This window comes from Streptomyces sp. NL15-2K, from assembly GCF_030551255.1.
Taxonomy (GTDB): domain Bacteria; phylum Actinomycetota; class Actinomycetes; order Streptomycetales; family Streptomycetaceae; genus Streptomyces.
Map to the genome: position 1 here is coordinate 3,058,363 of NZ_CP130630.1, position 25,650 is coordinate 3,084,012.

The 25,650-nt window shown below is 69.9% G+C and carries 24 protein-coding genes and 1 riboswitch; of the genes, 9 read left to right on the forward strand and 15 right to left on the reverse strand.

What is annotated here, in order from left to right:
- Nucleotides 1-23 precede the first annotated feature (23 nt).
- Nucleotides 24-1,265: a glycosyltransferase 87 family protein gene (locus Q4V64_RS13315; protein WP_124442920.1), complete on the forward strand. Its 1,242-nt coding sequence runs from the start codon at nt 24-26 to the stop codon at nt 1,263-1,265.
- Here the strand turns inward: Q4V64_RS13315 and Q4V64_RS13320 are convergent.
- The 5 genes from Q4V64_RS13320 to Q4V64_RS13340 form a co-directional block, all read right to left on the reverse strand.
- The gene (locus Q4V64_RS13320) at nt 1,222-2,376 is read right to left on the reverse strand and encodes a hypothetical protein (protein ID WP_253267235.1); all 1,155 of its coding nucleotides are present in this window, start codon (nt 2,374-2,376) and stop codon (nt 1,222-1,224) included. The genes Q4V64_RS13315 and Q4V64_RS13320 overlap by 44 nt on opposite strands.
- 339 nt (nt 2,377-2,715) lie before the next feature.
- Nucleotides 2,716-3,735: a C40 family peptidase gene (locus tag Q4V64_RS13325; RefSeq protein WP_124442918.1), complete on the reverse strand. Its 1,020-nt coding sequence runs from the start codon at nt 3,733-3,735 to the stop codon at nt 2,716-2,718.
- A 276-nt stretch (nt 3,736-4,011) separates the two neighbouring features.
- Entirely contained in the window at nt 4,012-5,040 is a 1,029-nt protein-coding gene (locus Q4V64_RS13330) for a C40 family peptidase (protein ID WP_124442948.1), read from the reverse strand.
- A 210-nt stretch (nt 5,041-5,250) separates the two neighbouring features.
- Nucleotides 5,251-6,594, reverse strand: coding sequence for an NYN domain-containing protein (locus tag Q4V64_RS13335; RefSeq protein ID WP_124442917.1), 1,344 nt, complete (start codon nt 6,592-6,594; stop codon nt 5,251-5,253).
- 35 nt (nt 6,595-6,629) lie between these two features.
- On the reverse strand, nt 6,630-6,869 hold the full coding sequence (locus Q4V64_RS13340; protein WP_095756136.1) for a hypothetical protein: 240 nt from the start codon (nt 6,867-6,869) through the stop codon (nt 6,630-6,632).
- A gap of 168 nt (nt 6,870-7,037) precedes the next feature.
- On the opposite strand from Q4V64_RS13340, the gene Q4V64_RS13345 reads away from it, so the two are divergent.
- The 7 genes from Q4V64_RS13345 to Q4V64_RS13375 all read left to right on the forward strand — a co-directional run bounded on the left by Q4V64_RS13345 (nt 7,038) and on the right by Q4V64_RS13375 (nt 13,411).
- On the forward strand, nt 7,038-7,781 hold the full coding sequence (locus Q4V64_RS13345; protein ID WP_124442916.1) for a rhomboid family intramembrane serine protease: 744 nt from the start codon (nt 7,038-7,040) through the stop codon (nt 7,779-7,781).
- Nucleotides 7,778-8,059: an Lrp/AsnC ligand binding domain-containing protein gene (locus tag Q4V64_RS13350; RefSeq protein WP_124442915.1), complete on the forward strand. Its 282-nt coding sequence runs from the start codon at nt 7,778-7,780 to the stop codon at nt 8,057-8,059. Before Q4V64_RS13345 ends, Q4V64_RS13350 begins: the two co-directional genes overlap by 4 nt.
- A 104-nt stretch (nt 8,060-8,163) precedes the next feature.
- Nucleotides 8,164-8,472, forward strand: coding sequence for a small secreted hydrophilic protein (locus tag Q4V64_RS13355; RefSeq protein ID WP_124442914.1), 309 nt, complete (start codon nt 8,164-8,166; stop codon nt 8,470-8,472).
- Nucleotides 8,429-9,895 (forward strand): HAMP domain-containing sensor histidine kinase, encoded by a 1,467-nt coding sequence (locus Q4V64_RS13360; RefSeq protein ID WP_253267234.1) that lies wholly within the window; start codon nt 8,429-8,431, stop codon nt 9,893-9,895. The genes Q4V64_RS13355 and Q4V64_RS13360 overlap by 44 nt, the downstream gene beginning before the upstream one ends.
- Entirely contained in the window at nt 9,892-10,554 is a 663-nt protein-coding gene (locus tag Q4V64_RS13365) for a response regulator transcription factor (protein WP_124442913.1), read from the forward strand. The genes Q4V64_RS13360 and Q4V64_RS13365 overlap by 4 nt, the downstream gene beginning before the upstream one ends.
- Nucleotides 10,555-10,611: 57 nt before the next feature.
- Nucleotides 10,612-12,027 carry an SLC13 family permease gene (locus Q4V64_RS13370; protein WP_172629419.1) on the forward strand — a complete coding sequence of 472 codons (1,416 nt, stop codon included), beginning with the start codon at nt 10,612-10,614 and terminating at the stop codon, nt 12,025-12,027.
- A 10-nt stretch (nt 12,028-12,037) separates the two neighbouring features.
- Nucleotides 12,038-13,411: a glycerate kinase gene (locus Q4V64_RS13375; RefSeq protein WP_253267233.1), complete on the forward strand. Its 1,374-nt coding sequence runs from the start codon at nt 12,038-12,040 to the stop codon at nt 13,409-13,411.
- Here Q4V64_RS13375 and Q4V64_RS13380 read toward each other — a convergent pair.
- The 6 genes from Q4V64_RS13380 to Q4V64_RS13405 form a co-directional block, all read right to left on the reverse strand.
- A complete protein-coding gene (locus Q4V64_RS13380) occupies nt 13,366-14,748 on the reverse strand; it encodes an aminotransferase class V-fold PLP-dependent enzyme (RefSeq protein ID WP_124442912.1) in 1,383 nt (460 codons plus the stop codon). The genes Q4V64_RS13375 and Q4V64_RS13380 overlap by 46 nt on opposite strands.
- 128 nt (nt 14,749-14,876) lie before the next feature.
- A riboswitch (SAM riboswitch) is annotated at nt 14,877-14,993 on the reverse strand.
- A 75-nt stretch (nt 14,994-15,068) separates the two neighbouring features.
- A complete protein-coding gene (trpD, locus tag Q4V64_RS13385; protein ID WP_124442911.1) occupies nt 15,069-16,133 on the reverse strand; it encodes an anthranilate phosphoribosyltransferase in 1,065 nt (354 codons plus the stop codon).
- 137 nt (nt 16,134-16,270) lie between these two features.
- The gene (locus Q4V64_RS13390) at nt 16,271-17,908 is read right to left on the reverse strand and encodes a cytochrome bc complex cytochrome b subunit (RefSeq protein WP_124442910.1); all 1,638 of its coding nucleotides are present in this window, start codon (nt 17,906-17,908) and stop codon (nt 16,271-16,273) included.
- Nucleotides 17,905-18,963, reverse strand: a complete 1,059-nt coding sequence (locus Q4V64_RS13395; protein WP_124442909.1) for a Rieske 2Fe-2S domain-containing protein — start codon at nt 18,961-18,963, stop codon at nt 17,905-17,907. Before Q4V64_RS13395 ends, Q4V64_RS13390 begins: the two co-directional genes overlap by 4 nt.
- On the reverse strand, nt 18,960-19,769 hold the full coding sequence (locus Q4V64_RS13400) for a c-type cytochrome (RefSeq protein WP_124442908.1): 810 nt from the start codon (nt 19,767-19,769) through the stop codon (nt 18,960-18,962). Before Q4V64_RS13400 ends, Q4V64_RS13395 begins: the two co-directional genes overlap by 4 nt.
- A 63-nt stretch (nt 19,770-19,832) precedes the next feature.
- A complete protein-coding gene (locus Q4V64_RS13405; protein WP_124442907.1) occupies nt 19,833-20,453 on the reverse strand; it encodes a heme-copper oxidase subunit III in 621 nt (206 codons plus the stop codon).
- Nucleotides 20,454-20,607: 154 nt separating this feature from the next.
- Here Q4V64_RS13405 and Q4V64_RS13410 point away from each other — a divergent pair, with 154 nt between their 5' ends.
- Nucleotides 20,608-21,012 carry a response regulator transcription factor gene (locus tag Q4V64_RS13410; RefSeq protein ID WP_124442906.1) on the forward strand — a complete coding sequence of 135 codons (405 nt, stop codon included), beginning with the start codon at nt 20,608-20,610 and terminating at the stop codon, nt 21,010-21,012.
- 21 nt (nt 21,013-21,033) lie between these two features.
- Here Q4V64_RS13410 and Q4V64_RS13415 read toward each other — a convergent pair whose 3' ends face one another.
- The 4 genes from Q4V64_RS13415 to coxB all read right to left on the reverse strand — a co-directional run bounded on the left by Q4V64_RS13415 (nt 21,034) and on the right by coxB (nt 25,520).
- Nucleotides 21,034-22,296: an Ig-like domain-containing protein gene (locus Q4V64_RS13415; protein ID WP_124442905.1), complete on the reverse strand. Its 1,263-nt coding sequence runs from the start codon at nt 22,294-22,296 to the stop codon at nt 21,034-21,036.
- Between the two features lie 130 nt (nt 22,297-22,426).
- On the reverse strand, nt 22,427-22,825 hold the full coding sequence (locus tag Q4V64_RS13420) for a cytochrome c oxidase subunit 4 (protein WP_124442904.1): 399 nt from the start codon (nt 22,823-22,825) through the stop codon (nt 22,427-22,429).
- Entirely contained in the window at nt 22,822-24,564 is a 1,743-nt protein-coding gene (gene ctaD / locus Q4V64_RS13425; RefSeq protein WP_124442903.1) for a cytochrome c oxidase subunit I, read from the reverse strand. Before ctaD ends, Q4V64_RS13420 begins: the two co-directional genes overlap by 4 nt.
- Nucleotides 24,561-25,520, reverse strand: coding sequence for a cytochrome c oxidase subunit II (gene coxB / locus Q4V64_RS13430; RefSeq protein ID WP_124442902.1), 960 nt, complete (start codon nt 25,518-25,520; stop codon nt 24,561-24,563). Before coxB ends, ctaD begins: the two co-directional genes overlap by 4 nt.
- Nucleotides 25,521-25,650: the final 130 nt, after the last annotated feature.

The following is a 25,650-nucleotide window of genomic DNA, read 5'->3' on the forward strand; positions in this document are numbered from 1 at the left end:
GAATCCGGACGGCAGGGGATCACGTGGAGACGACGGGCGCGAGGCGGTCACTGCCGTGGCTGCTGCCGACCTGGGGCGTGACCAGGCTGCTGCTCCTCCTCTTCGTGTTCAAGGTGTACGTCTTCCCGGGGCCGGACGTCACCAGCGACGTGTCCGTCATCTACCAGGGCTGGTACGAGGTGCTGCGCACCGGCACCTTCCCGCTCGACGACGTGACCTGGCAGTATCCGCCCGCCGCCGCCCTCGCGATCCTCTCCCCCGCGCTGCTGCCCGGCCTGGAGTACGCCTCCGCCTTCTTCGTCCTCGCCTTCCTCGCCGACCTGGCCGTCCTCGTCCTGCTGCTGTCCGCGGGCCGGCGCCCGGGCAGGACGCCGCGGGGGGTCTGGGTGTGGGTGGCGGGCGTCCCGCTGCTCGGACCGACGGTGTACGCGCGCTACGACGTGATGGTCACCGCCGTGGCGGTCGCCGCGCTCCTCGCGGGCGCCCGGCACCCCCGGGTGATGGGCGCGCTGGCGGCCTTCGGGGCGCTGCTGAAGGTGTGGCCGGCGCTGCTGCTCCTGGCCGCCCGCAGGCGTGACACCTGGGCCTCGGCGGCGGTGACCGTCGTCGTGGTGGCGGGGCTGTTCGCCCTCGCCATGCCCGGTGCCTTCGCCTTCCTGACCTTCCAGCGCGACCGGGGCACCGAGGTGGAGTCGCTGGGCGCGCTGGTCTTCCACGTGGCCCGGCACTTCGGCTGGGACGGCGAGGTGCTGCTGAACTACGGCTCGGTCGAGTTCCTCGGGCCGTGGGTGAACATCGTGAGCACGGCCGCGCTGGTGTTGACCGGCATGGCCTTCGGCTGGCTGCTGCTGTGGCGGCTGATGGCGCGGAGGTTCGAGCCGCACACGATGGCCGACGCGGCGTTCGTCGGAGTGCTGATGTTCACCACCACCAGCCGGGTGATCAGCCCGCAGTACATGGTGTGGCTGGTCGGCCTCGCGGCGGTCTGCCTCGGCTTCCGGACCAGCCGGATGGGGCTGCCTGTCGGTCTGGTGCTGGCGGCGTGCTTCGTGACGGTCCTGGAGTTCCCGGTCTGGTTCTCGCTCGTCGTCTCCAGCGACCCGCTCGGCATCACCCTGCTCTTCGTGCGCAACGGCCTGCTGGTCCTCGCCACCGTCATCGGAGCCCGCGAGCTCTGGCGCGCGACGGTCCCGAAGCCGGCGAGGCCATCGCGCAACTTGATCAGCCGAGCTGACCCCGCAGATAGTCCCGCCACTGCGCGGTGAAGTCCGCCAGGGTCGTCCCCAGCACCTTCTCCATGGCCTCCTCGACCGCGCCCTCCCGCTTCTCGTGCGCGCCCACGGCCCGGTAGAACTCGCCGAGGCGCACCTCGCCCCAGCGGTCGACGATCATCCGGGATGCCATCCAGCCGCCCTCGTACGCCCGGGCCAGCTCGTTCGCGTCGCCGCTGAAGCCGAAGTCCCGGTCGGACGGCAGGGCGGCCGGAACCTTCCCCTCGGCCACGGCCTCCGCCAGCTCCGGCGCGGCCTCGGGCGCGGTCCGCCCGGTGCCGCGGTAGCCGACCCAGTCCGCGTATCCCTCGGACAGCCACAGAGGCGTCGCCGGGGTCGTGGCGGTACGGGTGGCGACATGGGTCGTCTCGTGGGTGAGCACGACCTGTCTGCCGAGGGCGCCGAGGACGCCGTACGCGTCCGGGTTGACGATGATCCGGTCCGCGGGCGCCCGCGCCGCTCCCGTCTCGCCGGTGGTGACCGCCGCGATCCCGCGGTAGGAGGAGGCGGGCGAGGCGAGCAGCCCCGCCATGCCCTCCAGCGACCTCGGGACGAGGACGACGACGCGGCGGGGCCAGTCCGTGCCCCACGCGTCCGACACGGCCGGCACCGCGCGGTCCGCCAGGTCCGCGAAGGAGCGCAGTTGCTTGCCGGACTGCCCGACGCCGAGGACGAGGCTGTGCTCCCCGCGGGCGACGGTCACCTCGCCCTGGTCCCACAGCTGCTGGGCGGCCTTCTCAGCGGGCCGCTCGGCGTCCACGTACCACTTCCCGCCCGCGTCCAAAGAGAGGTTCAGGGTGCGGCCGACGGTGACGGGCGCCCGGTCGTAGCCCTGGACGCGGTAGCTGAGCTCGGCGTCGGCGGTGGCGGTGTCGCCGGTGCGGTGCAGGGCGGTGACGCGGTAGGACCAGTGGGCGAGCGGCACCGCGCTGAGGTTCTCGAACCAGCTGAGCGCGCCCGTCCGTACGAACGCCGCCTTGTCCCGGTCCGTGACCGCGACCGCCCGCCGGTCGAGAACCCGCTGGACGTCGGCCTTCGCGCTGTCGGTGGCGGGCTTGTGACCGCAGCCCACCAGGGCGACCAGCAGCACCAGACACAACGCCACGACACCGCGTCCCGACGCCCGCCCTCGACCAGGCCCTGTCGTCAAATTCCCGTCGTCCGCCCGAAGGGCGGGCCGCGCGCCCCGCCGCGATGGGGGTCCCCCCGCTCGAGCGAAGCCGAGAGTGGGGGAGGCTGATGTCCGCGTAGGTGCGTGCTCTCGGCGTGCCGGGCGCAGGCCCTCGTACTGGTTGTACGTGGGTCTGTGCCCGGTGCGGCGAGTGGGGGCACCTCCCACGCCTTTAAGGCAGTGGGGGAGCGTGCATGGCGTCGCGGGGCAGGCGGGAATTTGACGACAGGGCCTAGCCACGTCCCTGATCGTACGGCGGCGCGGGCGCCCTGGTCAGACCCTCGTCACCGTCGCCCCCGGCATCATGCCCACCGGGTCGTAGCGCACGGGTGCGCCGGGGTAGGGCGCGTGGATCACCTGGCCGTTGCCCGCGTACATCCCGACATGGCTGGCGTCGGACCGGTAGGTGACCAGGTCACCGGGCTGCGCCTGGGAGAGCGGGACCTGGCGGCCGGCGAAGCGCTGGCCCTGCGACGTGCGCGGGATGGCGACACCGGCCTGCGCGTACGCCCACTGCGTCAGGCCCGAACAGTCGAAGGCGTAGGGACCGTTGGCGCCCCAGACGTAGGGCCTGCCGAGTGCGGACTGGGCGGCGGCCACGGCGGCGGCCGCGCGCTCCGAGGACGGGACGTCGCCCCCGAGGTCGGGCAGGTCGGTGCGGCCGGAGCGGGAGGCCCGGTCGTAGGCGGCGCGCTCGGCGGACGGCAGGGCGTTGAGCAGTTGGCGCGCCTTGGCGAGCTTCTTCTCGACGGTCCGCTTGTGGGAGGCGACGGCCTTGCGGCTCTTCTCCAGTTCACCGAGCTTGCGGGCCGCCTCGGAGCGGTCCTGGGCGAGGTCGCGCATGGCCTCCTGGAGTTCCTTGAGCTCCCCGGCCTGGTGGACGCCGATCCGGTCGAGGACGGCCGCCTTGTCGAGGTAGTCGTCCGGGTCGTCGGAGAACAGCAGCGCCAGGGAGGGGTCGAGGCCGCCGGAGCGGTACTGGGCTCCGGCCAGTGAACCGAGCGCGTCCCGCATGGAGTTGATGTGTTCCTGCTGGCGGGCGATCCGGTCCTGTGCGCCGCTGACCTGCTTGCGCAGCGACCCGGCGCGTGCGTCGGCCTTGTTGTAGGCCTCGGTGGCCTTCTCGGCCTCTTCGTAGAGGCGGTCCACCTCGGCGCGGGTGTCGTCGTGCGGCGCGGCCACCGCCGACGTGGCCGGCACGACCCCGAGGGCCGCGGCGGCGGCTGACAGGACGCAGAGGGCGGTGGCCCCCCGATCGAACCCGGACTGTGCAAGGCGGCGATGGGACCCCACGGGAAGCCGCGCTCCTTCCGCTGGCGGACAAGGTCTGTTCCCTGCGATGACCTGCGATGCAGGAAACGCGCCAGACAGTAGCCCCGCCACGGGGCGCCGACCAACGACCTCCGCGGGCACACAACGTGACGCCCCGCCGCTGACGCAGGTCACCGGCGGGGCGTGGGGTCGGTTCACGTTGCCGCGATTCGCCCGTTCGGGCGGTACGGCGTGTTGATCTTCAGGACTCTTCAGGGACCTTCGGAGTCCTTCGGGACGCTTCGGGAGGCCCAGGGGTCAGACGCGGACACCGAACATGAACGGGCCGCCGACGGTGCTCATCGACTCGTAGCGGACGACCGTGCCGGTGCGCGGCGCGTGGATGATCTGGCCGTTGCCCGCGTAGAGACCGACGTGGTGCAGGTCGTTGAAGAAGAACACCAGGTCGCCGACCTTGAGCTGGCTGACCGAGTAGATCTTGGTGCCGATGCCGGCCTGCGCCTGCGAGGTGCGCGGGATGCCGATGCCGGCCGCCGCGTACGCCCGGGAGGTGAGGCCGGAGCAGTCGTAGGAGCTCATGCCGGTGGCGCCGTAGACGTACGGCTTGCCGAGCTGGCTCTGGGCCCACGCATAGGCCTCGCCGGCCCGCCCGGAGCCGTGGCCGGCGGCCTCGCCGGCGCTCTGGTTGCCGGCGGAGGCCTGCGCGGCGGCGAGTGCGGCCTTCTGCGCCGCGGTCAAGGTGTTGAGGAGCTTCTGCGCCTCGGCGAGCTTGCCCTGGACTTCCTTCTTCTTCTTGCCCAGCTCGGTGCGAGTGGAGGCGAGGTCCTTGAGCTTCTCGGCGGCCTCGGAGCGGTCCTGGGCGAGCTCGCGCTGCTTCTCCTGGATCTTCTTCAGGGCGTCGACCTGCTGAGCGCTCAGCTGGTCCATGGTGGACGCCTTGTCCAGGTAGTCGTCCGGGTCGGAGGACAGGAACAGCTGGACCGAGGAGTCGATGCTGCCCGTGCGGTACTGGGCGGCTGCCGCGAGGCCCATGCTGTCGCGCAGCTCGTTGAGCTCTTCCTGGCCGCGGGCGACGTTGTCCTGGATGGTGGAGATCTCCTTCTGGAGCTTCTCCTGCTTCTCCTTGGCCCCGTTGAACTTCTCGGTGGCCTGTTCCGCCTGCTCGTACAGCTTGTCGACCTTGGCCTTGACCTCGTCCTTGCTCGGCTTCTCGCTCGGCGCGGCATTGGCGGCCTGCGAGGTCAGGGCTACGGCAGCGGCGGCTGCGGTGGTCAGCACGGTCACACGTGCGCGACTGGGCTGTTTGGGTCGACGATGGGACGCCACGGAGGTGAACTCCTTCTTCTGAGTGATCACCCGCTCGGAGGTTCGAAGGCAGACCCTAGTGACCAAGTTGTGATCGGATCAAATCCTCAGAAGCAAAATCTAGTCACACCATACATTCTTTGCACTCAACTCACATGAAGTGATGACCGTTTGACGCTACGTTGCGTGACAGTGCGCCTCAATTCGGGCATTCGGCCTGAAGGTTGACCTTCAGGACAGTCGCTTGAGAAGTACCGCAGAAGCGACCGGACGTGCGCCCGCGCGGGCCACTCCGTCGGCCACCTCGCGGTCGGTCGAGGCGACGATGACCGGGCGGCCGGGCGGCTCCGCGCGCACCAGCTGGCGGATCAACTCGTCGGCCGTGATGCCCGGTTTGGAGAACAGCACGCGCACCCCGCGCGGCGGCGCGAGCAGCACCGGCGCGGCCAGCTCGGCCCCGTCGAAGACGCAGGTCACCTCGGCGCCGGTCTGCGCGGCGAGCTGCGAGAGCTGCCCGAGGAGCCTGAGCCGCTGCTTCTCCAGGGGCATCTGGGGATAGCCGGTCTTGGTGACGTTGTAGCCGTCGACGACCAGGTGGGCCTGCGGCAGGGCGAGGAGCTGGTCGATGATCGCGGGGTCGTTCTCGGACAGGGCCCGCGCGGCGATGTCCTTCGGTGTCATACGTCCCGGTTCGACGGCGTCGACGGTCTCCGCAGGCCGTACGGAAACGGGCGGCAGCGCCAGTTCCCGCCGCAGCCCTTGGGTGGCGTCGAGGAGGGTGTCAAGGAGCAGCCGGACGCGCATGTCCTCGACACTGCGCCCCTCGCGCGCCGCTTTGCGCGTGGCCTCCAGGGCGGCCTCCGCCTCCCCGAGCCGCGCCTTCAGCCGCCGGGTCTCGCTCTCGGCGGCCGACACCTGCGCGTGCCCCTCCGCCCGTACGGCCTCGAGCTCGGCCTGCACCTTGCGCAGCGCCGCCTCGCCGCGCTTGACGTCGCTGAGGGCCGAGCGCAGCTTGCGGTGCAGCGATTCGGCTTCCTTCTTGGCCGAATCCAGCTCGGTGCGCAGCCGCTCCGTCTCGGCCCGGGTGTGCTCACGGGCCCGGCCGAGCTCCTCGCGCAGCCGCTCCAGCTCGGCACGGGTCTCCTCGTCGGCGCGTTCGGCGTGGGCCCGCTGGGCCTCCTCGCCGGCCGCGGTCACGAGCTTCACCCAGCCGGTGGGCCGTAGTACGTAGGCCGCGGCCGCCACGTCGAGCGGGTCCGCGGCCGGGGGCGGCGAGCCGGAGTCGAGAGCCCCGGAGAGCTCCGGCTGGGCCTCTCTGAACTTCTCCCCGATGCGCTGCCGGAACAGGGGATCGGTCTCCAGTGCCGCGGCCATGGCGTTGCCGGCGAACTTGGCCCGCCGGTTCGGTGCGAACCGGGCGTACTGTCTGAGCTGGGGTGGCAGTTCGGCGACGGTGAGGCCGCCGAAACCGTCCGAGACGATCTGGACGACCCTGCGGCGCACGCCGTCGGGCAGCGGACGGTCGAGCACCTCAGCGGTGCCGTCGCCCGGCCCCCCGCCCGCGGTCTCCACCATCCGTCACCCCAATGCCTGTGCTGGGCCCGCTCCCGTCAGGAGCCGGCGCCCGGCCTGTCCACGAGTTCCACCTGATCCACCGCGTTGCACCAGCGGCAGCGCACCGACTCGATGGTCTCACTGACCACGTCGCGCTCCTCCACCTTGGGCTCACCGGCCAGATCGAGGTGGACGTACTCGACGACCTTCGACGAGCGGGTCACGTCGAAGCGCGTGAGGTTGCCGCAGAGGGTGCAGCGCCACCGCGTCGTGGCGGTCGGCAGGGGAACCGTCATCGTGACTGTCCACTTCCTCTTTCAGTGTCCGTCCAGTGTCCGTGACGCACCGGGCTCCCGGTGCGTGTGGCTCGTAACCCTACGGCCTGGCGGCAACTCGCCGCTCGGGCGTCCGGGGCGGCGAGGCGGTCTGTTCGGTTGCGTCCCGTTACGTCATGCTTTGTTTCCATGATCCGTAACTGGAGCGTGACGGTCGGCCGGGCGAGCAGAGCCGTCCGGGAGGCGTCGGCGCCGGTGACGTACGGACTGATCGCCCTGTGCTGCCTGATCTTCCTGATCGGCCCGGCGTCGGGACTCAATCCGGTGTACGGCACCGGCGACGGGCTGCTCGCCGCCCAGCGGGCCTATTTCCACCGGTGGGGGGTGGTCCCCGCCGAACTCTTCGAGGGCTCGGCCCGCGCCGCCCTCACCCCCGCCACGGCCCTCTTCGTCCACGGCAGCTGGGTCCACCTGCTGGGCAACATGCTCTTCCTCTACGTCTTCGGCGTGATGACCGAGGAACGGATGGGCCGCGTCCAGTTCACCCTCTTCCACGTCGGCTGCGGCTACCTGGCCCTGCTGGGCTACGCGGCGGCCAACGCCGGCTCCGAGCAATCGCTGGTCGGCGCCTCCGGGGCGATCTCCGCGGTCCTCGGCGCGTTCCTGTACCTGTTCCCCGGAGCACGGGTGACCAGTCTCCTGCCGTTCCTGTTCTTCCTGCCCCTGCGCTTCCCGGCCTGGCTCGTCCTGCCTTTCTGGGCGGCCCTGCAGTGGCTGGCGGCGGGGCGGGCGGGCCAGGGTCCGGGGGTGGCGTACCTGGCGCACCTCCTGGGGTTCGGCCTGGGCTTCTGCTGCGCGTGGGCCCGTTTCGGGCGGACGACTAGAGTGAAGGCCGCCCCAGCTCCGGCCCCCGAGGGAGAGAACCAGCCGTGATCACCGCGATCGTTCTGATCAAGACCAGCGTGGACCGGATTCCCGAGATCGCGGAGTCGATCGCGGCGCTGGAGAGCGTCAGCGAGGTGTTCTCCGTGACCGGTACGTACGACCTGATCGCCATGGTCCGGGTCAAGCAGCACGAGGACCTCGCAGAGGTCATCCCCGGGCGGATCAGCAAGATCCCCGGCGTGGAGGGAACGGACACGCACGTGGCGTTCCGCACGTACTCGCAGCACGACCTGGAGGCGGCGTTCGCGATCGGCCTCGACAGCTGAGGCACCGCCCGCTCCCCTTGTCGAGCTTGTCGAGCTTGTCGAGATGAAGAGTTCTTCATCTTGGGCTCATCCTTCCCGCCGGGAGCGGGACAAAGGATGAGCCCATGGTCTTCTCTCGCCGGATGGCGGCCCTGGCCGCCGTCGTGATGATCCCCCTCGGTATCGCCGCGACCAGTTTCGCGCTCTCCGACAGCCCCGAGGCGCCGAAGGTTCCGCGGCAGGTGGAGCTGGACAGCGGCTCGCCCTCGCCGACGCCGACGCCCACCCGGCCCGCGCCGACACCGGGCGACGAGGTCGTGTCGCGGCCTCCGGTGACCGACAGCCCTCCGGGTGATGACGATGACGACGACCGCGGCCAGAGGGGCGGAGATGACGGAGTCGGGGACGACCGCGGACCCGGCGACGACAACTGACGGCCCGCGCCGGCGGGTCTCCGCCCGGGTCCGCATCCTGCTGTGGCTGCTGCTGGTCATGGCGGTGGCGCTCACGTCGGTGGCCACGGTCACGCGGTCGATCCTGCTGCGGGAGGCCGACCAGCGGATCAACCGTCTGCTCGCCCAGGAGGCCGGTGAGTTCACCAACTTCGAGGAGCGGGGCACCGACCCCGAGACCGGCGGCCCGTTCACCGATCCGGCCCGGCTGCTGCGGACCTTCCTGGTGCGGCAGTACGCCGATCCGGACGAGGAGCTGATCGGCCTGGTGGGCGGGGCGGGCCAGGACCCGACGCAGATCATCCAGCCGCGCGACCTGAGCGGTGTCCTGCCGCTGCACGAGGACGCCGCAGCCCGGCGCCGTATCTTCGACTCGCCCGCCCCCTCCGGCGTCGTGCACCGGCCGTCGGGCGAGATCCGGTGGGCCAAGGTCGCCATCGCCCGGCCAGGCGGCGAGCCGGACGCCGCGTTCGTCGTCGCCTTCCATCCCGGAGGGGAGCTGGGGCGCGCCGACGAGGTGTTCCGCATCCTGCTCGCCATCTCCGCAGTCGCCCTGCTGCTGACCACCGGCATCGGCTGGGCGGTCGCCGGCCGGATCCTCAAGCCCGTACGTCTGGTGCGGGTCACGGCCGCGGAGCTCACCGAGCGCGACCTCACCCGGCGCATCCCGGTCCACGGCCGCGACGACATCGCGGCCCTCGCCGAGACGTTCAACGCGATGCTCGACCGGCTGGAGCGCGCCTTCGCCGCCCAGCGCGAGTTCGTCGACGACGCCGGACACGAGCTGCGCACCCCGATCACCATCGTGCGCGGCCACCTGGAGCTGATGGGCGACGACCCCGCCGAACGGGAGGAGACCGTCCGCCTGGTCACCGACGAACTCGACCGGATGAGCCGCATCGTCGAGGACCTGCTCCTGCTCGCCAAGACCGAGCGCCCCGACTTCGTCACCCCGGAGCCGGTCCAGCTCGCCGAACTCACCGCCGACGTCTACGTCAAGGCCCGCACCCTCGGCGACCGCGACTGGCAGCTCGCCGAAGTCGCCGACCGCGAGGCCGAGTTGGACCCCCAGCGGATCACCCAGGCCATGGTCCAGCTCGCGCAGAACGCCGTGCAGCACACCACACCCGGCCAGACCATCCGCGTCGGCTCCCGCACCGACGGCTCGCGGATCGAGCTGTACGTCGCCGACTCCGGGCCGGGCGTCCAGCCGCAGGACGCCGACGTGATCTTCGAGCGGTTCCGGCGCGGCACGGCCCGGCGCGGCACACGGGGCTCGGGGGCCGGGCTCGGCCTGTCGATCGTCAAGGCGATCGCGGAAGGGCACGGCGGCCGGGTCCGCCTGCACGACACCGAAGGCGGCGGCGCCACCTTCGTACTGATCCTGGAAGAGGCACGTCCATGAACCGCATCCTCATCGTCGAGGACGAGGAGCGCATCGCCTCCTTCGTGGAGAAGGGTCTGCGCGCCAACGGCTTCACCACCACCGTCGCCGCCGACGGCGACGCGGGCTACGAGTACGCCCTGACCGGCGGTTTCGACCTGGTCGTCCTGGACATCGGCCTGCCGAGCCAGGACGGCTTCACGGTGCTGCGGCAGCTGCGCGAGGCCCGGGTGACGGTCCCGGTGATCGTGCTGACCGCGCGGGACTCCGTACGCGACACGGTGGCAGGCCTGGAGGGCGGCGCCGACGACTGGATGACCAAGCCGTTCCGCTTCGAGGAACTGCTCGCCCGGGTGCGCCTCAGGCTGCGTACGGCGGCCGGGGCGCCCGAGGTGACGGTGCTCAGGTCGGGTTCGCTGAGCCTGGACCTGCGGACGCGGAGGGCTCGGGCCGGGGACCGGACCGTCGACCTGACGGCCCGTGAGTTCGTGCTCCTGGAACTGTTCCTGCGGCATCCAGGACAGGTGCTGTCCCGGGAGCAGATCCTGTCGCACGTGTGGGGCTACGACTTCGACCCCGGGTCCAACATCGTGGACGTCTACGTGCGCACGCTGCGCAAGAAGCTCGGTGCCGAGCGGGTGGAGACGGTACGGGGAATGGGGTACCGGCTGCCCGCGTGAAGTTTCCTTCATGTGCGCCTCATTCAGGGCTCACCGCCCGGGTGAACGCTCGATGACGTGACCCTGAATCTCCGACTGACCGTCACCCTGTGCGTGGCGCTGTCCCTCTGCGCGCTGCTCGCGGTTCCCGGCAACTTCCCCGGCCTCGGCGGCGACGCCCGGCTGACCCTCGCCGTGTTCGCGCTGGCGACCTGCGCCTGGATCGGTACGCCGATCGACGACACGTACATCGCGCTGGGCGCCGGACTCGCCCTGACGGTGACCGGTGTGATCAGCAGCGACACACTGTTCGGCACGCTCGGCGACTCGACGGTGTGGCTGCTGATCTGCGCCTTCGTGCTGGCGGCCGCGGTGGCCCGGACCGGGCTCGCGGGCCGGGCGGCGGCGTTCCTGGTCGGCGGGGCGCGCACCGTACGGCAGCTGGTGCACCTGACGACGGCCTCGCTGGTCGTCACGGCGTTCGCGGTGCCCGCCACCTCGGGCCGGGCCGCGCTGGCGCTGCCGGTGTTCCTCGCCCTCGCCAAGGTCCTCGCCGACCGGAAGCGACTGGTCGTGATGCTGGCGCTGCTGTTTCCGACCGTGATCCTGCTGTCCGCGGTGGCGACCCTGATCGGCGCGGGCGCGCATCTGATCACCGTGTCGGTGCTGTGGGAGGCGACCGGGGAGCAGGTCGGCTTCACCCAGTGGCTGCTGCTGGGCCTGCCGCTGGCGGTGGCGTCCTCCCATCTGGCCGCCGAGCTGGTGCTGCTGACGACGACCCGGCGCGCGGACCGCCTCGGCCCGGTCCACATCACCCCGGAGCAGATCCAGCAGTACAGCGAGAGCCCGGTCACCGGACCCTGGACGCAGGCCGAGAAGCGCTGCGCCCTGCTGATGGCCACGGTCGTCCTGCTGTGGTGCAGCGAGCCGCTGCACCGGGTGCCGCCCGCGGTCGTCGCGCTGATCGGCGCGGTCGTCGCCTCCTCCCCCGCCCTGGGCACCGTACGCCTGAAGGACGCGCTGAAGACCGTCCCCTGGTCGCTGCTGCTGTTCATGGCGGCGACGATGGCGATGGGCGTGGCGCTCGCCGACTCGGGAGCGGCAGGGTGGCTGGTCTCCGGGCTGCCGACGGGTGGCGCCCCGGTGCTGTTCCTGGCGATCGTGGTCGCGGTCAGTACGGCGGCCCACCTGGTCCTGCAGTCCCGTTCCGCCCGCTCCTCGGTCCTGGTCCCGCTGGTGGTGGCCGCCTCCGTCGGCGTCGGGGTCAACCCGGTCGCGGCCGCGCTCGCCTCCACCGCCGCCGCGGGGTTCTGCCACACCCTGCCCGCCTCCGCGAAGCCGGTCACGCTGTTCGCGGAGATCCCCGGCACCCCGACCTACACCCCACGCGACCTGTTGCGCCTGTCCGCCCTCCTGGCACCGGTGACCGCCGCGCTCGTCCTGCTCTTCGCCGTCGCGGTGTGGCCGCTGCTCGGCGTGTCCGTCACCCGTTAAGGAGCCCTCCATGCTGACCCGTGTCGTCGTAGCCCCCAGCGGTTTCAAGGAGTCCCTGTCGGCGGAGGCCGCCGCGGACGCCATCGCGGCGGGCGTCCTGCGCGTCCTGCCCGACGCCGAGGTCGACCTCGTCCCGCTCGTGGACGGCGGCGAGGGCACGGCCGCCGCGCTGGCCGCCGCCACCGGGGGCCGGCTCGTCACCGTGCCCGCCACGGGCCCGGTCGGCAAGACCATCACCGCCCACTTCGCGCTGCTCGGCTCCCGGGACACGGCGGTGGTGGAGATGGCGGCGGTCGCGGGCCTCTCCCTCGTCCCGCGCGACCTCCGCGATCCGGGAGCCACGACCACCTACGGCGTCGGTGAGCTGATCCGCGCCGCGCTGGACCTAGTGCCCCGGCAGGCAACGTTCGCCCCGTCGCGACGCCCGGCACGCACTCTCGCCGCACCGGCCGAAAGCCCAAGTACGTCCAGTACGAGGGCTTCCGGCCGGCACGCCGAGAGCACGCACCGGACGCCGCTCCTCAACGGGCAAACGTTGCCTGCCGAGGCACTAGGCGTCCGGCGCATCCTGGTGGGCTGCGGCGACTCCGGTACGTCGGACGGGGGCGCGGGCGCGCTCCAGGCGCTCGGGGCGCGGCTGCTGGACCTCGATGGCCGCGATCTGCCGTACGGCGGACGAGAGTTGACGCGGCTGCACCGCATCGACCCGGCCGGCCTCGACCCCCGCCTGAAGGAAGTGGAGTTGCTCGTCGCCTGCAATCCGTACAACGTGCTGTGCGGCGAGCGGGGCGTGGCCCGGGTCTTCGGGCCGCAGAAGGGCGCGACGCCCGCGCAGGTCGAGGAGCTCTCAGCGGGCCTGGAGAACTGGGCGGACGTCCTCACCCGCGACCTCGCCGCCGCCGACCTCGCCGTCGCCGGCACCGACCTGCGCCACGGCCCCGGCACCGGCGCCTCGGGCGGACTGGGCGCGGGCCTGGCCGCCCTGGGCGCACAGCTCCTCCCCCGCTTCGACGTGCTCCTCGACCACCTCGACCTGGACACCCGCCTGGCCCGCGCCGACCTGGTCGTCACCGCCGAGGGCGCCCTGGACCACCAGACGCCCCGGGGGAAGGTCCCGGCGGAGGTGGCCCGCCGCGCCAAGCTGTACGGGCGACCGGTCCTCGCCCTGGCCGGCACCCTCGGCGAGGGTGCCCACGAGGTGCCGGGCGTCGACGCCTGCCACGGGATCCTGCCGGGCCCGATGGCCCTGGCCGAGGCGCTGGTCCGCGCGAGCGAACTCCTCACGGACGCCACCGAACGCGCCCTGCGGATGATCGTGCTGGGCGCCCGGCTACCGGCTCAGGCGGAGGTGTCCGGGACGCAACGGCCGTCCTCCGTGCGGTAGTTCCACCGGGCGCCGTTCCGCACGAGCTCCTTCACGGCGTTCACGAACCGCTCCACGTGCTCGTCCGGCGTCCCCGCGCCGAAGCTGACGCGGATGGCGTTGAGGGACTTCTCGCCGGGTGCGGCTTCGGGGGCACCGCACTCGCCCTGGGTCTGCGGATCGCTGCCGAGCAGGGTGCGCAGGAGGGGATGGGCGCAGAAGAGGCCGTCGCGGACGCCGATGCCGTACTCGGCGGAGAGCGCGGCGGCGAGGTGGGAGCTGTTCCAGCCCTCGACGACGAAGGAGATCACGCCGACGCGGGGGGCGTCGTCGCCGAAGAGGGACAGGACCCTGACTTCCGGAACCTCGGCGAGGCCTTCCCGTACCTTGCGGATCAGGTGCTCCTCACGGGCGACCAGCGTGTCGAAACCCGCCTCCGTCAGCGCCTTGCAGGCGGAGGCGATGGAGTAGGCGCCGATGACGTTGGGTGAGCCGGCCTCGTGGCGGGCGGCGCTCTCGTGCCACTCCACGTCCACTCCCCCGTCCGCGCGCCGCGCGACCTTGCGGCTGGCGCCGCCGCCCGCGAGGTACGGCTCGGCCGCGCGCAGCCAGTCGGCACGTCCGGCCAGGACACCGGAGCCGAAGGGGGCGTACAGCTTGTGCCCGGAGAAGGCGGCCCAGTCGACGTCGAGGTCACGGACGGACACCGGGTGGTGCGGGGCGAGTTGGGCGGCGTCCAGGACGATCCGGGCGCCGTGCGCGTGGGCCGCCGCGGCCAGCTCCCGTACGGGCCACAGCTCGCCCGTGACGTTCGAGGCGCCGGTCACGCAGACCAGGGCCGGGCCGTGGCCCTCTTGAACAGATGCGGTGCGGTCGGCGAGGGCGCGCTCCAGGGTCTCGACGGCCTGGCGCGGGGTGCGCGGGGCGTCGAGGTAGGTGACGCGGGCGTCCTGCCAGGGCAGCAGCGAGGCGTGGTGCTCGGTCTCGAAGACGAAGACCTGGCAGTCGGCCGGGAGGGCGGCGGCGAGCAGGTTGAGGGAGTCGGTGGTGGACCGGGTGAAGACCACCTGGTCGTCCTCCCGGCAGTCCAGGAACTCGGCGACGGTCCTGCGGGAGTTCTCGAAGAGGTCGGTGGAGAGCTGGGACAGGTATCCGGCACCCCGGTGGACGCTGCCGTAGTAGGGGGCGTACGCGGCGACGTCGTCCCACACGCGCTGGAGCGCCGGCGCGCTGGCGGCGTAGTCGAGCGCGGCGTAGGTGACCTCCCCGCCGGTGACGAGCGGGACGGTGACATCCCGGCCGAGAACGGACAGGGGGGTGCAAATGGTCTGGGCGGCGGCAGCGGTGGAGACGGACATGGCGAACTCCCGTGAGAGGCATGGGGGGAAGAGAGAAAAGGGTGTGCGGAGGCGGGGCTCTGCGGCCCTATCGCATTCGCTTGCTCACGGAAGACTCCTCGACGACCAGGATCCCTGGCTTCGTGAGGGATCCGCGCTTGCCGTGGACCTTGCTGTCCACGGCCTGGTCTTCACCCGGGGCACCCCGCCACGGACGGAGGGTTGCCGGACAGTCGGCCGGGGCCTCATGACTGTCACTCATGACCTGGAAAAAAACGTACGTGAAGTGATCGCGGTCCCGCAACCCGTGTCCGGATCGCGGGACATCACTCCGCGGGGCGCTACACGTTGCTGGCCGCCACCCAGCGCTCCAGCGTCAGCTTCGCCGCTCCCGAGTCGATCGACTCCACGGCCTTCTCCATGCCGTCGCGGATCTGGTCCACGAGCGGCGCCCCGGTCGGCTCCAACGCCACCAGCGCCGCCGCCGAGTTCAGGAGGACGGCGTCCCGCACCGGGCCCGTCTCGCCGTCCAGCAGCCGTCGCGCGACCTCGGCGTTGTAGGAGGCGTCCGCGCCCCGCAGCGCCTGAACCGGGACCAGTTCGAGGCCGACGTCGCGCGGGTCGAAGGCCTCATCGGTGACCTTGCCGTCGCGCACGATCCACACCCGGGAGGTGGCCGTGGTCGTCAGTTCGTCGAGGCCGTCGTCGCCGCGGAACACCAGCGCGGACGAACCGCGCTCGGCCAGTACGCCGGCCATGAGCCCCGCCATCCGGGTGTCGAAGCAGCCGATCGCCGAGGCGGTGACCCGGGCGGGGTTGGTCAGCGGGCCGAGGAGGTTGAACGAGGTGGGAATCCCCAGGTCCCGTCTGACCGCGCCGACGAACCGCATCGAGGGATGGAACTTGGCCGCGAAGCAGAAGGTGATCCCGGCCTCCTCCACCACCCGCGCCACCCGTTCGGGCGACAGGTCCAGGTTGATGCCGAGCTTCTCCAGCACGTCGGACGACCCGCTCGCCGAGGACGACGCCCGGTTGCCGTGCTTGACGACCTTCGCCCCGGTCCCGGCGATCACGATGGCGGACATCGTCGAGATGTTGACCGTCTTGGCCCGGTCGCCGCCCGTGCCGACGATGTCGACGGCCGGCCCCGGGATGCTCAGCGGCTGCGCGTGCGCGTACATCGCCTCGACGAGTCCGTTGATCTCCTCGACCGTCTCGCCCTTGGCGCGCAACGCCACCATGAAGCCCGCGATCTGGGCGTCCGTGGCCTCGCCGCTCATGAAACGGTCCATCGCCCAGGCCGTGTCACCGGCGCTCAGGTCCTGTCCGCCGAGCAGCGCGCTCAGCACCTCGGGCCAGGAACGGCCCGCCGCGGTGTCGCCTCCAGCGGGGGTCACAGCGCTCATAAGCCGCTCCTGGATCAGTCCCGTACAGCGGGACACGAGTCTCGACGGGTCCACCCTATCCAGCCGACGGGCATGGCGAAGGGCCCCGTCCGAAGACCGGACGGGGCCCTGTGAACCGCGCGTGGCGAGCGCAGCGATCAGTGGTGGCCGTGGCCGCTCGTGATCTCCCTGTACTCCTCGACGGTGGGCTTGGGAATCTGGCTCTCCTCGCCGTAGTACGCGTCGCTGAGCTTGGCGCGCACCTTCTCGGAGCGCTTCACCTTGCGCTCGACGCCGTTCTCGTCGACCGTCGGGCCGATCTCGGCCGGCTTGTACTGCTCGTGTGCGGTGAGCGTGTGCATCTGGTCCTGGCTGAGCGGCTCGTGGATCTCGACGAACTCACCGTGCGGCAGGCGCTTGATGATGCCCGACTCGCGGCCGTGCAGCACCTTTTCCTTGTCGCGGCGCTGGAGGCCGAGACAGATCCGCTTGGTGAAGATGAACGCGAGGACCGGGCCGACGAAGAACCCGATACGGACGAACCAGGTGACCGAGTTGATCGAGAGATGGAAGTGGGTGGCGATGATGTCGTTGCCACCACCGATCAGCATGATCATGTACCCGGTGACCCAGGCGACACCGAAGGCGGTCCGGGTCGGGGCGTTGCGCGGCCGGTCCAGGATGTGGTGCTCGCGCTTGTCCCCGGTGATCCAGGACTCGATGAACGGATAGACCGCGATGATCATGAGGAAGACACCGAAGAGCACGAGCGGGATGAGGACGCCCAGGACGAGCGTGTGCCCCCAGATGTTGATCTCCCAGCCGGGCATGGCCCGGACCAGTCCCTCGGCGAAGCCCATGTACCAGTCGGGCTGGGCGCCGGTCGACACCTGGTCGGACCGGTACGGGCCCAGGGCCCAGATCGGGTTGACGGACGCGATGCCGGCCAGGGCGGCGATGAAGCCGAAGACCAGGAAGAAGAAGCCTCCGGCCTTGGCCATGTAGACGGGCAGCAGCGGCATGCCGACGACGTTCTTGTTGGTCCGTCCAGGACCAGCGAACTGCGTGTGCTTGTGGTAGAAGACCAGGATCAGGTGGCCGACCACCAACCCGAGCATGATGCCCGGCAGCAGCAGGATGTGGATCGAGTAGAACCGCGCGACGAAGTCGTCGCCGGGGAACTCCCCGCCGAACAGGAACATCGAGATGTACGTACCGACGATCGGGACGGACAGGATCGCGCCCTGGGTGAAGCGGACACCGGTGCCGGAGAGCAGGTCGTCCGGGAGCGAGTAGCCGGTGAACCCGGTGAACATGCCCAGGACGAACAGCAAGAAGCCGAAGAGCCAGTTGATCTCGCGCGGCTTGCGGAACGCGCCGGTGAAGAACACGCGCATCATGTGCACGAACATGCCGGCGAGGAAGATGATCGCCGCCCAGTGGTGGATCTGCCGGATGAGCAGACCGCCGCGCACGTCGAAGCTGATGTCCAGCGTGGAGGCGAAGGCCTCCGACATCAGCTGGCCCTGCAGCGGGACGTAACTGCCGTGGTACTCCACCTCGGTCATCGACGGGTGGAAGAACAGCGTCAGATACACACCCGTGAGGATGATGATGATGAAGCTGTACAGGCAGATCTCACCCAGCATGAAGGACCAGTGGTCCGGGAAGATCTTGCGCATGTTGGACTTGGCCAGGGAGTAGATCCCCAGGCGGCCGTCGGCCCAGTCGGCGACACGCTCGCCGGCCGGTGCCTTCCCGCGAGAGCGGGACTCATTGCTGGTCGTAGTGCTCATCCGCGCTCCCAGAAAGCAGGGCCGACGGGCTCTTCGAAGTCGCCGAGCGCCTCGAGGTAGCCCTCGTCGTTCACGCCGATGCGCAGCTGCGGCAGGGCGTGACCGGCGGGGCCGAAGATCACCCGGGCACCGTCGGAGAGGTCGAAGGTGGACTGGTGGCAGGGGCAGAGCACGTGGTGCGTCTGCTGCTCGTACAGGGAGATCGGGCAACCGACATGGGTGCAGATCTTCGAGTACGCGACGATGCCCTCGTGCGACCACTCGAGCTCGCGCTTGTCCTTGATGTTGTCCGGCTGGATCCGGACGATCATCAGGGCCGCCTTGGCCATCTCGTTCTGGAACTCGTGGTCGTGCTCCTCCAGGCCCTCGGGCTTGGCGAAGGTGAGGGAGCCGACCGCGACGTCGGAGGGACGCAGCGGCTCGTCGGTGTTCATGTTGACGAGCAGCTTGCCCTTGGACCACAGGGTGTGGCGGAGCTTGGTCTCGGGCAGCGGGCCGAGGTCGCGCAGCAGGACGACGCCGGAGAGCGGCACCAGGGTGAGCGCGCCGAGCATCGTGCGGCGGATCAGCTTGCGGCGGCCGATCACCGACTCCTTGGCGCCCTGCTTGAAGTCCTCGTGGACCTGCGTACGGACCTCGGTGGACGCCTCGATCGGGTGCCGCTCGTCGGCGATCTCGACATCGGACATCAGGGTGCGGGCCCAGTGGACCGCGCCCGCGCCGATGGTGAACAGCGCGATGCCGAGCGTCAGCCCGAGCGCGAAGTTCAGCGCGTTGATGTGGCCGATCGGGAAGACGTAGATCGCCTTGTCGTGCGGGATCGCCACAAACGAGGCGATGAAGCCGACGGTGGCCAGCATCGACACCGTGAACAGCAGGGCGACCGAGCGCTCGGACCGCTTGGCGGCCCGCTCGTCGATGTCCTGGATCCGGTGCTCGTGGGGCGGCAGACCGGGGTCGGCGAACGGGTGCTTCTCGTCCGCGACACTGACCGCGCCGTGTGGGGTGTCCTGCTCAGCGGGCAGGTTCTCTTCTGGAATGTCTTGGCTACTCATGACTTCTTGGCCTTTGCGGTCCGGGCGGCGACCCACACGGCGACGGCGATCAGCCCGCCGAGACCGAAGATCCAGCCGAACAGACCCTCACTGACCGGACCGAGTCCGCCCAGTTCCAGGCCACCGGGGCTCTCGGTGTCGTCGCTGTTGACCGCGTCGAGGTACGCGATGATGTCCTTCTTGTTCTGCTCCGACAGCGTGGTGTCGGGGAAGGAGGGCATGTTCTGCGGGCCGGTCTGCATGGCCTCGTAGAGGTGCTTCGGGCTGACGCCCTCGAGGCTGGGTGCGAACTTGCCGTGGGTCAGCGCACCGCCCTTGCCGGTGAAGTTGTGGCACTGCGCGCAGTTGGTGCGGAACAGGTCACCGCCCTTGGCGATGTCCGCGCCCTCGGGGCTGTACTCCGCCTCGGTCGGGACGTTCGGACCGGCGCCCAGCGAGGCGACGTACGCGGCCAGCTGGTCGATCTCGGCCTGCGAGTAGATGTTCTTCTTCTCCGGGACCTGCGCGCCAGGCTGCTGGGCCGGCATACGGCCGGTGCCCACCTGGAAGTCGACGGCCGCGGCGCCCACGCCCACGAGACTGGGACCGTCGGAGGTGCCCTGACCGCCGGTGCCGTGGCAACTGGCGCAGCCGACGGCATAGAGCTTCTTGCCCTCGTCGATGGCGAGAGACTGGGCGGTTTCATCGGCCTTCGCCTCACGGGTGGGTGCGACGGCGGTGTACACCGCCCCCGTGCACACCAGCGCGAGGAGTAGGACGACGAGCGCCGCCATTGGGTGGCGTCGTCGTGCGGAGAGCTTTTTCACGGATTACCCCGGTGTCAGGATCTTCTGCGTCGATGCTTCTGGGATGTGGAGGAGCGGGCCCGGCTACTTGATCATGTAGATCGTCGCGAAGAGGCCGATCCAGACGACATCGACGAAGTGCCAGTAGTAGGACACGACGATCGCGGCGGTCGCTTGCTCGTGGGTGAACCTCTTGGCCGCGTAGGTGCGGCCGAGCACCAGCAGGAAGGCGATCAGGCCGCCCGTCACGTGCATGCCGTGGAAGCCGGTGGTCAGGTAGAAGACCGAGCCGTACGGGTCCGACGAGAGCGAGAGGCCCTCGTGCTTGACCAGCTCGGTGTACTCGTAGATCTGACCGCCGATGAAGACCGCGCCCATGATGAACGTGACGATGAACCAGCCCCGGAGCTTCTTCACGTCACCACGCTCGGCGGCGAAGACGCCGAGCTGGCAGGTGAGGGAGGAGAGCACCAGGATCGTGGTGTTCGTCGCCGAGAACGGGAAGTTCAGGGCGGACGCCATTTCCTTCCAGTGATCGGGTCCCGTCACCGATCGCAGGGTGAAGTACATCGCGAAGAGGGCCGCGAAGAACATCAGCTCGGAACTCAACCAGATGATGGTTCCGACGCTGGTGAGGTTCGGCCGGTTGACCGACGGGTGCGCGTGCCCGGTTTTCTCTGTCGTTGCTGTCGCCACGACCGACATTATGTCGGTCGCTTATCCCGCCCTCACTCCGGGGGGTGCCGTTCGGAGTGTCTTCCCCGGTCGTACCGGTGTTGACGTGGGGTTCAAGGGAGTAGCATCCGGCCCAACGGGCCTGTCCATACGACGGCAGCTTCCAATGCGTATCGGAGGAACAATGCAGCCGACCGCCACCGTGCTGGTCTACAGCGACGACTCCAACACACGGGAGCAAGTCCGGCTCGCGACCGGGCGCAGGCCCGCTCCGGACGTCCCTGTCGTGGAGTTCGTCGAGTGTGCGACTCCGGCCGCCGTCATCAAGGAGCTGGACAAGGGCGGGATCGACGTCTGTGTCCTCGATGGCGAGGCCGTGCCGATGGGGGGCATGGGGGTGTGCCGGCAGATCAAGGACGAGGTGTTCAACTGTCCGCCGGTGCTGGTGCTGATGGGGCGGCCTCAGGATGCCTGGTTGGCGACGTGGAGTCGGGCCGAGGCGGCGGTGACCCTGCCGGTGGAGCCGGTGGAGTTCGCGGCGGCCTTGGCTTCTTTGTTGCGGGAGCGGAAGGCTCTGAGCGCCCAGTAGCCCGGATCGCCCCTGGGCACCTCAGACTGCCGTCGGCCTGAGTCTTGCCGCATCCTGCGGATTCGGGCCTTCCGGGTTGCCGGCCACCAGTGCGCTGCCGTTGCGCCAGTTCTTCCAGGCCAGGTTCCAGTCCCCGAAGCCGTTGCCGAAGGGTTCCATCGTGTTGCCGTAGCTGTTGACGACCTTGACCACGTCGCCCTCGCGGACGTTCTCGAAGAACCAGGCGGCGTTGGCGGTGCTCATGCCGGTGCAGCCGTGGCTGACGTTGGCGGAGCCCTGGGAGCCGACGGACCATGGGGCGGCGTGCACGTACTCGCCGCTCCACGTGACGCGGGTGGCGTAGTAGACGGGCAGGTCGTACGACTCCGCGGAGCCCTCGGCTATGCCGATGCTGGTGCCGCGCATCCGTACGAAGTACTCCTTGCCGAGGACGACCTTGACGCCGTTGCGGGTCTCGAAGCCGGGCTTTCCGGTGGTGACGGGGATCTGCTTGATCACCTCGTCGTTCTTGTAGACCGTCATCGAGTGCGAGGCGGCGTCGGTGACGGCGATGACGCGGTCGCCGGTGGCGATCCTGAGGGGCTTGGCCTTGCCGCCCCAGAGGCGGTCGCCGATCTTGATGCCGTCCAGGTTGCTGCGGACCTGGATGGTGGCGTGGGTGGGCCAGTACTCCTTGGGGCGGTAGTGGAGCTCCTTGTCGTTCACCCAGTGCCAGCCGCCCTCCACGGCGGGCGTGGAGTCGACCTTCAGGGCGCGCTCGACGACGGCCCGCTGTGCCTTGTCCTTGACGGGCTGGTCGAGTTCCGCGGTGATGGGCTGGCCGACGCCGTACTTGCCCGCCTTGGGGCCGAAGGTGACGCCCAGGCGCTTCTTGGTGCGGGGCTTGCCGGTGTCGAAGGTCATGATCCGGCGGCCGGGGGCGCCGTCCTCGTCCTCCGTGCTCACGCGGACCGTGTAGTGGGCGCCCGCGGCCAGCGGGGAGGTGCTGTGCCAGCGGGAGCCGTCGGCGGAGAGTTCGCCCGCCACGTAGCGTCCCGACGCGTCCACGGCCGTCACGTCCGTGATGCGCCCGTCGTCGTCCTCGGCGGTGACCTCTATGGGCTTGTCGGGGTCGGCCTTCTTTCCGTCGCCGGTGGGGCCCCTGAAGGCGACCTGGTCCGCCGCGTCGTACGGCTCGGCGGACAGCGGGTTGCCGCCGGAGCCGCAGGCGGTGACGCCCGCGCCCAGGGCGATCACCAGCAGCGTGCAGCCGACGACGGTGCGGGGTGAGGGTGCTTGGCTCATGGCTTCACGCTAGGAAACCTCGTCAAGGACGGCGCGCTGGGTAACCCGGACGGGGGACCGGGGTTACGGCAAAAGCAGGAGCCCGGACGCTCCTGACGGAGTGTCCGGGCTCCGGAGAGCTCAGCTCGTGTTACTGGGTGCGGTTCTCACCGCGGTAGTACTCGAAGACCCAGCCCCAGAGGCCGATCAGGAGGAGCGGAGCCGAGAAGTACATCAGCCACCAGCCGATCGCGACCGACAGGAAGGCGAAGGCGCCACCGATCCCGAGGGCGAGCGGCTGCCAGCTGTGCGGGCTGAAGAACCCGACCTCGCCGGCGTCGTCCGCGACATCGGCCTCCTTGTTGTCCTGCGCACCCGCGTCGACCCGCCGGGCCGTGAAGCCCAGGTAGAAGCCGATCATGATGGACAGGCCGAAGGCCAGGAAGAGCGCCGTGGTACCGGCCGGCTCCTTCGACCACACGCCATAGACGATCGCCATGGCGAGGATGAAGACGCTCAGCCAGATGAACATCCTGCCCTGGATCTTCACTTGCCGGCCTCCTTGCCGCCGTTGCCGGCCAGAGCCTTGTCACCGTGCGGCACGTTCTCGAGCTGGTCGAGAGCGGCGATCTCCGGGTGGTGCAGGTCGAACGCCGGGGATTCGCTGCGGATCCGCGGCAGGGTGAGGAAGTTGTGCCTCGGCGGCGGGCAGGAGGTCGCCCACTCCAGCGAGCGGCCGTAGCCCCACGGGTCGTCGACGCCGACCGGCTTGCCGTACTTGGCCGTCTTCCACACGTTGTAGAAGAACGGCAGGAGCGACAGGCCGAGCACGAACGAGCTGATCGTCGAGATCGTGTTCAGGGCGGTGAAGCCGTCGGCCGCGAGGTAGTCGGCGTAACGGCGCGGCATGCCCTCGGCACCCAGCCAGTGCTGGACCAGGAAGGTGCCGTGGAAGCCGATGAACAGCGTCCAGAAGGTGATCTTGCCGAGGCGTTCGTCGAGCATCTTGCCGGTGAATTTCGGCCACCAGAAGTGGAAGCCGGAGAACATCGCGAAGACGACGGTGCCGAAGACGACGTAGTGGAAGTGCGCCACCACGAAGTACGAGTCGGAGACGTGGAAGTCCATCGGGGGCGAGGCCAGGATGACGCCGGTCAGGCCACCGAAGGTGAAGGTGACCAGGAAGCCGGTGGCCCAGAGCATCGGGGTCTCGAAACTCAGGGACCCCTTCCACATGGTGCCGATCCAGTTGAAGAACTTCACGCCGGTCGGCACGGCGATGAGGAACGTCATGAAGGAGAAGAACGGCAGCAGCACACCGCCGGTGACGTACATGTGGTGCGCCCACACCGTCACGGACAGACCCGCGATCGAGATGGTCGCCGCGATCAGGCCCATGTAGCCGAACATCGGCTTGCGGGAGAAGACCGGGATGACCTCGCTGATGATGCCGAAGAACGGCAGGGCGATGATGTACACCTCTGGATGGCCGAAGAACCAGAAGAGGTGTTGCCAGAGCAAGGCTCCGCCGTTGGCTGGATCGAAGATGTGCGCGCCGAACTTGCGGTCCGCCTCCAGCGCGAACAGCGCCGCCGCCAGGACGGGGAAGGCGAGCAGGACCAGGACGGCGGTCAGCAGCACGTTCCAGGTGAAGATCGGCATGCGGAACATGGTCATGCCCGGGGCGCGCATGCAGATGATCGTGGTGATGAAGTTGACCGCGCCGAGGATGGTGCCGAAGCCGGAGAAGGCCAGACCCATGATCCACATGTCGGCGCCGATACCGGGGCTGCGGATCGCGTCGGACAGCGGGGTGTAGGCGAACCAGCCGAAGTCGGCCGCGCCCTGCGGGGTGAGGAAGCCGCCCACCGCGATCGTCGAGCCGAACAGGTACAGCCAGTAGGCGAACATGTTCAGCCGGGGGAAGGCCACGTCCGGCGCGCCGATCTGCAGCGGCATGATCCAGTTCGTGAAGCCGGCGAACAGCGGCGTCGCGAACATCAGCAGCATGATCGTGCCGTGCATCGTGAACGCCTGGTTGAACTGCTCGTTCGTCATGATCTGCAGGCCCGGGCGGGCCAGCTCGGCGCGCATGAACAGCGCCATCACGCCACCGATGACGAAGAACGCGAACGACGTGACCAGGTACAGCGTCCCGATCGTCTTGTGGTCGGTGGTCGTCAGCCACTTGACGACGACTTCACCGCGACGCTGGCGCCGGACCGGCAGCTCGTCCTGATAGTGGGACCCTGCTGCCGCGGCACCCTGGGGTTCGTTGAGGATGCTCACAGGTTGTTCGTCTCCCGGTTCTTCTCGTGGCTCGTCTGCGCGATGCCGGCGGGAATGTAACCGGTCTGCCCCTTCTTGGCGAGGTCCTTGAGGTGCTGCTCGTAGCGCTCCGGGGACACGACCTTCACGTTGAACAGCATCCGGGAGTGGTCGACGCCGCACAGCTCGGCGCACTTGCCCAGGAAGGTGCCCTCCTTGTTGGGGGTCACCTCGAAGGCGTTGGTGTGGCCCGGGATGACGTCCTGCTTCATCAGGAACGGCACCACCCAGAAGGAGTGGATGACGTCCCGCGAGGTGAGGACGAAGCGGACCGTCTTGCCCTTGGGGAGCCAGAGGGTCGGGCCGGGGTTGCCGGTCTGCGGGTTCCGCGTGCCGGGCGTGCCGACGTCGTAGACGCCGCCGGCGTTCGCCGGGAAGTCCTCCTTGAACCGGTCCGGGATCGCGTCCAGGTTCTTGTCGGTCTTCGCGTCGCCGGTGGAACCGTCGACGGGTGTGACGTAGTTGAAGCCCCAGCTCCACTGGAAGCCGACGACGTTGACCGTCACGTCCGGCTTCTTCTTGAGGCTGAGGAGCTCGGACTCGTCACGGGCCGTGAAGTAGAAGAGCACCGAGACGATGATGAGCGGGACCACCGTGTACAGCGCCTCGATGGGCATGTTGTACCGGGTCTGTGGAGGGACCTCGACCTTGGTGCGGCTGCGCCGGTGGAAGATCGCACTCCAGCAGATCAAGCCCCACACCAGCACGCCGACGGCGAGCGCGGCAGCCCAGGAGCCCTGCCACAGGGAGAGGATCCGCGGAGCCTCTTCCGTGGTCGGGGTGGGCATGCCGAGGCGGGGGAAGTCCTCGTATGTGCAACCGGTGGCGGTCGCCAGGACCAGGCCCGCGGTCAGTGCCTGCAGCAGCTTCCGCCGCATCGGGCGCCGCGGCGAGCGGTCGGAGCCGTTGGGACTCACGTAGCGCCTTCCCGAGAGTCTCGCCCGCGCTGTTGGCTGCGGCCTTCTCGCTGGTCGGTCGCCGCCCTGCGTCGGGCAGGGGTTTGGATGTTTATGCGGACCAAACCCTAGCCGACGCCCTCCGGGGGTT